A 7,043-nucleotide genomic window follows, 5' to 3' on the forward strand; every position below is an offset into this window, starting at 1 on the left:
ACCCCGTGCGAACCCGCCACAATACGGCCTCCAGAAACAAACGATTGTCTGCAGCCGTCACACCACGATCCGTGACCTTGCCCGGAAGATGGGGGGAAACCTTTTCCCAGACCTCATCCCTGATGACGAAACGTCCCGTGTTCATCAAAACCTCCTTGCAAAAGGAAGTTTGAATCACTTTTTGACGCTCTTGGGAATCCCTTAAATGTCAACAGGCCCTAACCGGCGATCTTGATTTCGGGTCTCTCTTCACTTTCCATTACCAGATCCTTGAGCGTGCGGCCGGCTAGCGCCGCCGCCCTGGCTTCGTCCAAGGTGGCGATGAGCTGGCCCACCGCGGCATCGTCGGGCATCTGGGCCGGCCCCAGGTAGCTGGGCTCGTCGGCCCGGCGCACGGCCTCGAGCAGGCTGGCGATCGGGGTTTCGTCGAAAGGCCGGCCGGGCAGGTAGGCCGGCGGCTCGGCGGCGCTGCGGCTCAACAGTCCGGCCGCTTCCAGCCCCGCCAAGACCGACACCGTGGCTTCCAAGGGCAGGTTCACCTCCCTCGTTAACGCTTCTGCCGTCCAGGGCGGAGCGGCGGCGTAATGGCGGGCGCCGATCAGGGCCGCCAGTGTCAGTGCCAGACGCTCCCTGAGGCGGTTCGAGAGGTGCAGCACACCGCGTCCGGCCCGGATGTATTCCGGGTTCTGGTGGTAAAAGGCGATGGAGGCGCCGGTGAGCAGGATCAGCCAGGCCAGGTAGAGCCAGATCATGAACATGATCAAGGTGGCAAAGGTCGAATAGATGGCCGTGAACTTGGCCGTCGAAACCACGAACGAGGCAAAAGCCCAGCCCGCCGCGTTCCACAACACCCCGGCCACCAGGCCGCCCACCAGGGCCGAAGGCAAACGCACACGGGTGTTGGGCATGAAGGCGTAGATGAAGGTGAAGGCGGCGACGATCAACAGATAGGGCACCAGCCGCCCGGCCAGGTGCAAAAGTGTGCCGAAGGGCTCGATGGCGGCCAACGCCTGGACCACGGCATCGCTCATGATCGAGGCGGTGATGCTGAGCGACGAAAAAACCAGCACCGGGCCGATGACGACGACACTGAAATAATCGCGAAAGCGTTGCCCGAGAGTGCGTTCGCGGCCGATGCGCCAGGTGTAATTGAAGGCCCGCTCGATCTTTTGCATCAACGAGATGACGGTATAGAAGAGCAGCACGAAACCCAAAAAGCCGAGCACGCCGACCTTGATGTTGTCGACGAAGCCGACGATGCGGGCGCTGATCTCGACGCCTTGGTCGCCGAGCGGCTCGAGGAATCCCAGCAGCAGCGGCTCGACCTGGTTGTGCACGCCGAAGCCCTTGAGCACGGAAAAGCTAATGGCCAGTAGCGGCACCAACGACAGCAGCGTGGTGTAAACCAGGCTCATGGCCCTGAGCGTCAACTGGCCCTCGGCCAAGTCGCGCAAACAGGCCTGGCCGATGCGCAAGGTCCACAGCACAAGACGTCGCCAGGCCGGCAGGCTGTCGATATCGATGTCCCAGAGCCAGCGTCGGGCGAGGGCGCCCAGCGGGCCGGGCAGCAGGCTGTCACGCTCATTCATGGGCGTCAGTATAGCTCCAACCTGCGACAGTTCGTCAGATTGTCCCCAACGGCACTGGGTACTATGTAAGGGCGTGAATTCGCAAAGGAACGGCACCATGCCAAGGTACTTCGTCACCCTGCTTGCCCTGCTGCTGCTCGCCGCCGCACCTTCCGCCCTGGCCTGCGGCTGGGGTGGCGAGAACGATGCTGACGACGACGACGAGGCCATCGTCATCGGCGCCGACGGCAGGCCGGTTGTCGAGGATGCGGTGGACCTTGCCGCTCTCACCGGACTGGGCAACCGCCAGCGCGAGAAAGGCGATCTGGCGGCAGCGCTGGTCAGCTACCGCCGGGCGACCGAGCTGGGGCATGCGCCGGCCCAGAACAATCTCGCCACCATGTACGAACAGGGGCTGGGGCTGCCCCGTGACGAAACCCAGGCGGCGGTCTGGTTCCGCCGTGCCGCAGAGGCCGGTTTCGCCCCGGCTCAGCACAGCCTGGCCGGGCTGTTGCGTGGGGCCCCTGAGGCGGCAATTTGGTTGCGCCGCGCCGTGACCGGCGGCCATCACACGGCTTTCGTCGACCTTGGGGCGCTTTATTGGGCGGGGCGGGGGGTCGAGAAAGATCCGGTCGAGGCTCTGGCCTGCTGGATGGTGGCGGCCGAAGTCGGCGTTCCATCCGCCGCCGAGTCCCGCCGTCGGGCGTTAGCGGTGTTGTCCACGGCAGAGGTATCGCGCGCCGAAAAGCGAGCCCGGACCTTGCGCCCGAGCCATTAACCTTCGGCCAGCGCCAGCCGCAGCGCCACCTGTTCAGGCTCCGCCATGAGGCCGCTGGCGACGGCTTCGGCCGGCTCCTTGAAGCTGATCTCGACCGGCTCGTGCGGCGGCACAAGGGGCTCGCCCGCGGCGCTGATGCGGAAGTAAATGGGCGTGTAATTGACGTGGCTCCAGGGGCTCAAGAGCGTGCCCGGGGCGTGCAGCAGCTCGCCGATTTCGATCTTGAGGCCGGTTTCCTCCTGGTATTCGCGCCTGAGCGCCTGCTCGGCGCTCTCGTCCGCCAGCACGCCGCCGCCGGGAAACTTCCAGCAGAACACTTCGCCTACCCACTCAGCGGCGATCAGAACTTTTTCTTGGCGCAGGAGAACTCCGTATGCGCGGTAATTTTCGGGATTGCCGGTCACGCCCGGCTCAACCCTGACCCAGGCCATGCAGGCCGCGTTCGTGGGCCAGGGCCGACATTTCCGTGAACAAGGCCACGATGTCGGCGGCAGCGTCATCACCGGCGAATTCGCGGTAGAGCGTGCTGACGTTGACCACGATGCGTTCGCCGTCGCCCCACGAGGAATAATCGTCGAGCGCGATGTCGCGCGCCGCCTCGGCCGCCGGCAGCCCGGCATCGAAGCGCTTGCGGGTCTCGGCCGAGATGTATTCGAGGTAGCCCTTGACTTCGGCCACGCCGGCCTTGTCGGTGATCGGGCCGTGTCCCGGCACCACCGCCTCGACGTCCATCTCCATGATTCGCTGGCAGGCCTTGATCCAATTGCCCACCGGCCCGGCCCAGATGATGGGATGGCCCTCGATGAAGAGAATGTCGCCGGTGAAGACGACACGGTCAGCGGGCACCTGGACGATGACGTCGCCCCGGGTGTGGGCCGGGCCGACCTCGGTGAGCAGCACCCGCTTGTCGCCGACGTTGCGTTCCAGCGTGCCCTCGAAGGTGGTGGTGGGGGGCACGGCCGTGATGTCGTCGAAGCGGAAAGCGCCGAATACCTTCAAGATGTAATCGCCCAAGGGGCCCATGGCGCCGGCCCCGGCGCCGGCCATCATCTGGGCCAGCATCTCGGGCGGCACCTCGGCCATCTCCTCGGCCGCTGCTTTCGAGGCCACGATGTCGGCGCCCTCGACCAGCTGGTTGCCCCAGCAGTGATCGCCGTTGGCGTGGGTGTTGACCAGCGAGCGGATGTTGGCGGCGGCCGGGGTGGCGCCGCGCATGGCGTCGAGCATTTCGCGGGTGAGGTTCAAGTCGAAGAGCGTGTCGACGAGCAACGATTCGCCGCCGTCCGAGACCAGCCCGGCGTTCGACCAGCCCCACGAGCCATCGGGCTGCAAGTAGGCGTAGACGCCGTTGCCGAGGTCTTGCAGGCCTTTTTCGAATTTCCAGGCAGTCATGTCCGTTTCCCTCCGTCGCCGCCGCCGAACTCGGCTTCCATTTCCCGCCGTGTGCGCACCGCCAGATCGTTCTCGTCGATTTCCACGTCCCGCCAGGTCACCTGGGCGCCCTCGGCCACGTCGCCCAGCAGCTTGACGTCGTGGGCCAAACCCAGCGGCAGGCCGCCCATCTCGAGCGAGCGCTGGGCCGGGAACTGCTTGCCCCAGACGCAATAGCCGCCTTCGCCGTCGAGCATCTCGCCGGCCTTGAGGTCACGCTTGGCGGTGGCCACCACGTCGGCCTGGAAGCCGATCGGCGTGCCCGTAGGCTCGCCGCGCACGCCGATGGAAGCCAGCGAGATGCCGAGCTCCAGCCCGATCAGGTGGGTGGGCCGGTAGAGCGCCGAATAGCGGCTCGTCGAGTCGTACATCAGGTGGTACTCCTCGAAGCAGTTGCTGACGTAGTCGTTGTCGGCCTCGACGACGACGAAAACCCCCAAGGCAATATCGTGCTCGACGGCTGTGCCGTCGCGCCGGAGCGAGGTTACGGCCTCGACGGTGCCGCTGTGTTCGAGCTGGCCGCCGGCGGATTCGGGCTTGCAGATGTCGGCCAGCTCGAAGCGCGAGCCCGGGGGAAAGCGCAGCCCCTCGGATTGGGGCGTGAGGCCGGTGGCGTTGCAGACCGCCGTGGTTTCGATCGAGGGCTTGGAGCCGTCGATGAAGCTGTTGCACATCTTCGGGTTCATGCCGCCGCGTTCGGCCAGCTCCGCCCCCACGTAGAAATAATTCCACACCGTTTCCGGGGTCGAGGCATGGAACTCGGGCAGGTACTTTACGCCGCGCCCGGCACAGGCGATTTCGAAGCCACAGGCCCGGGCCCAGTCGACCTGTTCGCAGATCAGCGCCGGCTGGTCACCATAAGCCATGCTGTAAACCAGGCCGGCTTGCCGGGCTTTTTGTGCCAACAGCGGGCCGGCGACGACGTCGGCCTCGACGTTGACCATGACCAAGTGGCGGCCGTGCTCGATGGCCTGTAGGGCAAAGGCGATGCCGGCCGGCGGGTGGCCGGTGGCTTCGACGACGATATCAAGGCCGTCGGCTTTGATCAGCTTTTCGGCATCGTCGGTAATGTGCGTGCCGCCATCCTGGCGCGCCGTCTCGAAATCCTGGGCCGCGACCTGTGCGTCGGCCCAGCCGGTGCGGCGGCAGGCCTGGCGGGCGCGTTCGGGGTCGAGATCGGCGATGCCCATGATCTGGATGCCCGGCGTCAGGCGCGCCTGGGCCAGGATCATGGAGCCGAACTTGCCGGCCCCGATGAGGCCGACCCGGACCGGATTGCCGGCCTCGGCTCGGGCCGCCAGCTTGCTCGCGAGATTCATTTCTCTGCTCCTCTCCCTCTAACCGTTGGCCGTGTCGTAGTCGCGCAGCAGGCGCCGCATGCCGGAAAGCCAGCGGTCGTAATCCGAGGTCTTGCGCCGCATGTATTCCAATACCACCGGGTGCGGCAGGATGAGGAACTCCTCGCGTGCCATGGTCTCGATGACGCACTCGGCCAATTCCTCGGGCTCGATCATGCCGTCGACGGCGGCCACGCCGCCATCGTCGTCGGCCGTCATGGCGGTGCGCACGGCCTGGGGGCAGAGCACCGAGACGCGAACCCCCTGGTCGCCGTATTTGATGGCCAGGAACTCCGCCAGCGCCACGGCGGCGTGTTTCGAGACGGCGTAGGTGGCGGTATGGACGTGGGTCAGCAAGCCCGCCGCCGACGAAGTATTGACCAGGTAGCCACTGCCCCGCGAAGCCATGCCCGGCGCCACGGCGCGGGCGGCATAGACGTGCGCCATGACGTGAATGTCCCAGTTGAGCTGCCAGTCGGCGTCCGGCGCCTCCTCGCCGCCCGGCCGCGCGATGCCGGCGTTGGAACAGAAAACGTCGATGGGTCCGTAAGCCGCCTCGGCTTTGGCCACTAGGTTCTGGATATCGGATTCGTTGGCCACGTCGCAGGTCACGGCCAAGCCGCCAACTTCTTCCGCCACACCAGCCAGCAGGTCCTCCTGTAGATCGGCCACCACGATCCCTTTGGCGCCCTCGGCTTTGAATCGGCGCGCCATGGCGGCGCCGATGCCGCTGGCCCCGCCCGTCACCACCGCAACCTTGTCTGCAAGTTCCACGATCGATCCTCCTGCCAGGTCTTCGGGCAGAGGTTACCATGCCGGCCTGCGGCTTAGCCAAAGGTCGTGTAGGCTGGTCTTCGCAACAACAGGGGGAGCAGATCGTGAAGGCTTACCAGATTACCCAGTGGGGCGCGCCGCTCGAGGAACGCGAGATTCCGGTGCCCGAGCCGCAGGGTACCGAGATCCTGATCAAGGTAACCGCCTGCGGCGTTTGCCACAGCGACGTCCACATCGGCGAGGGCTACTTCGATCTCGGCGGCGGCAACCGCCTCGACATGGCGGAACGCGGGCTCAGCCTGCCTTTTACCATGGGCCACGAAGTCGTAGGCGAGGTCGCCGCGCTGGGCCCCGATGCCGGCGGCGTGGCGCTTGGCGAGCGGCGCATCGTCTTCCCCTGGATCGGCTGCGGCCAGTGTGCCGTCTGCCGCCGCGGGGACGAGTTGCTGTGCCTCGCGCCTCGCACCGTGGGCGTCCGCGTGCACGGCGGCTTCGCCGAATATTGCCTGGTGCCCGACGCCAAGTACCTGCTGGCGCTGGACGGCGTGCCGGAAACCCACGCCGCCACCTGCGCCTGTTCCGGCGTCACCGCCATCAGTGCGCTGAAGAAGGTGGGGAAATTGGCGGATGACGAAAGCCTGCTGCTGATCGGCGCCGGCGGTGTCGGCTTGGCGGCGCTGGGCATGGCTCGAAGCGTTACCGGCGGCCGCCTGATCGAGGCCGATGTCGACCCCGCCAAGCGGGACGCCGCCATGGCGGCCGGCGCCGATGCGGTGCTCGACAATAGCGACGCGGATGCCGTCAGCGCCGCCCAGGATCTGACCGGCGGCGGGTCCATCGCGGCCGTCGATTTCGTCGGCGCCCCGGCTACCAGCGGATTCGCCATTCAAGCCCTGGTCAAGGGCGGCACGCTGGTTTCGGTTGGACTCTACGGCGATGCGCTTCCGGTCTCGCTGGCGCTCTTGCCGCTGAAGATGCTGAGCATCAAAGGCAGCTACGTCGGCACCTTGGCGGAAATGAACGAGCTGATGGGGCTCGTGCGGGAGGGCAGGTTGACGCCGGTGCCGGTGACCGAACGGCCTTTGGCCCAGGCCCCCCAGACGCTGCAGGACCTCAAGGAGGGCAGGGTGCTGGGACGTCACGTACTGACCAACT

General features: G+C 66.3%; 8 protein-coding genes. 2 read left to right on the forward strand and 6 right to left on the reverse strand.

The features are described 5' to 3' along the window. Positions 1-145, reverse strand: a 145-nt coding sequence (locus tag QGG75_13000) for an IS5/IS1182 family transposase (GenBank protein ID MDP6068148.1), incomplete at its 3' end; no start/stop codon positions are given. Positions 146-218: 73 nt separating this feature from the next. After that, complete coding sequence (locus tag QGG75_13005; GenBank protein ID MDP6068149.1) at positions 219-1,589, reverse strand: YihY/virulence factor BrkB family protein; 1,371 nt, start codon at positions 1,587-1,589, stop codon at positions 219-221. A 97-nt stretch (positions 1,590-1,686) separates the two neighbouring features. Here QGG75_13005 and QGG75_13010 point away from each other — a divergent pair, with 97 nt between their 5' ends. Beyond that, positions 1,687-2,346, forward strand: coding sequence for a tetratricopeptide repeat protein (locus tag QGG75_13010; GenBank protein ID MDP6068150.1), 660 nt, complete (start codon positions 1,687-1,689; stop codon positions 2,344-2,346). Here QGG75_13010 and QGG75_13015 read toward each other — a convergent pair. From QGG75_13015 to QGG75_13030, 4 genes are read right to left on the reverse strand one after another with little or no spacing between them, the layout of a single operon-like run. Further along, entirely contained in the window at positions 2,343-2,777 is a 435-nt protein-coding gene (locus QGG75_13015; protein ID MDP6068151.1) for an NUDIX domain-containing protein, read from the reverse strand. The genes QGG75_13010 and QGG75_13015 overlap by 4 nt on opposite strands. Further along, positions 2,758-3,738: an MBL fold metallo-hydrolase gene (locus tag QGG75_13020; protein MDP6068152.1), complete on the reverse strand. Its 981-nt coding sequence runs from the start codon at positions 3,736-3,738 to the stop codon at positions 2,758-2,760. The genes QGG75_13015 and QGG75_13020 overlap by 20 nt, the downstream gene beginning before the upstream one ends. Next, positions 3,735-5,096, reverse strand: coding sequence for a flagellar biosynthesis protein FlgA (locus QGG75_13025; GenBank protein ID MDP6068153.1), 1,362 nt, complete (start codon positions 5,094-5,096; stop codon positions 3,735-3,737). Before QGG75_13025 ends, QGG75_13020 begins: the two co-directional genes overlap by 4 nt. A gap of 18 nt (positions 5,097-5,114) precedes the next feature. Beyond that, complete coding sequence (locus QGG75_13030) at positions 5,115-5,888, reverse strand: SDR family oxidoreductase (protein ID MDP6068154.1); 774 nt, start codon at positions 5,886-5,888, stop codon at positions 5,115-5,117. Positions 5,889-5,992: 104 nt separating this feature from the next. Between QGG75_13030 and QGG75_13035 the strand changes: the two genes are divergently transcribed. Beyond that, the coding region (locus tag QGG75_13035; protein ID MDP6068155.1) for an alcohol dehydrogenase at positions 5,993-7,043 on the forward strand (1,051 nt) is incomplete at its 3' end.

This window comes from Alphaproteobacteria bacterium (genome assembly GCA_030740435.1).
Classification (GTDB): Bacteria; Pseudomonadota; Alphaproteobacteria; order UBA2966; family UBA2966.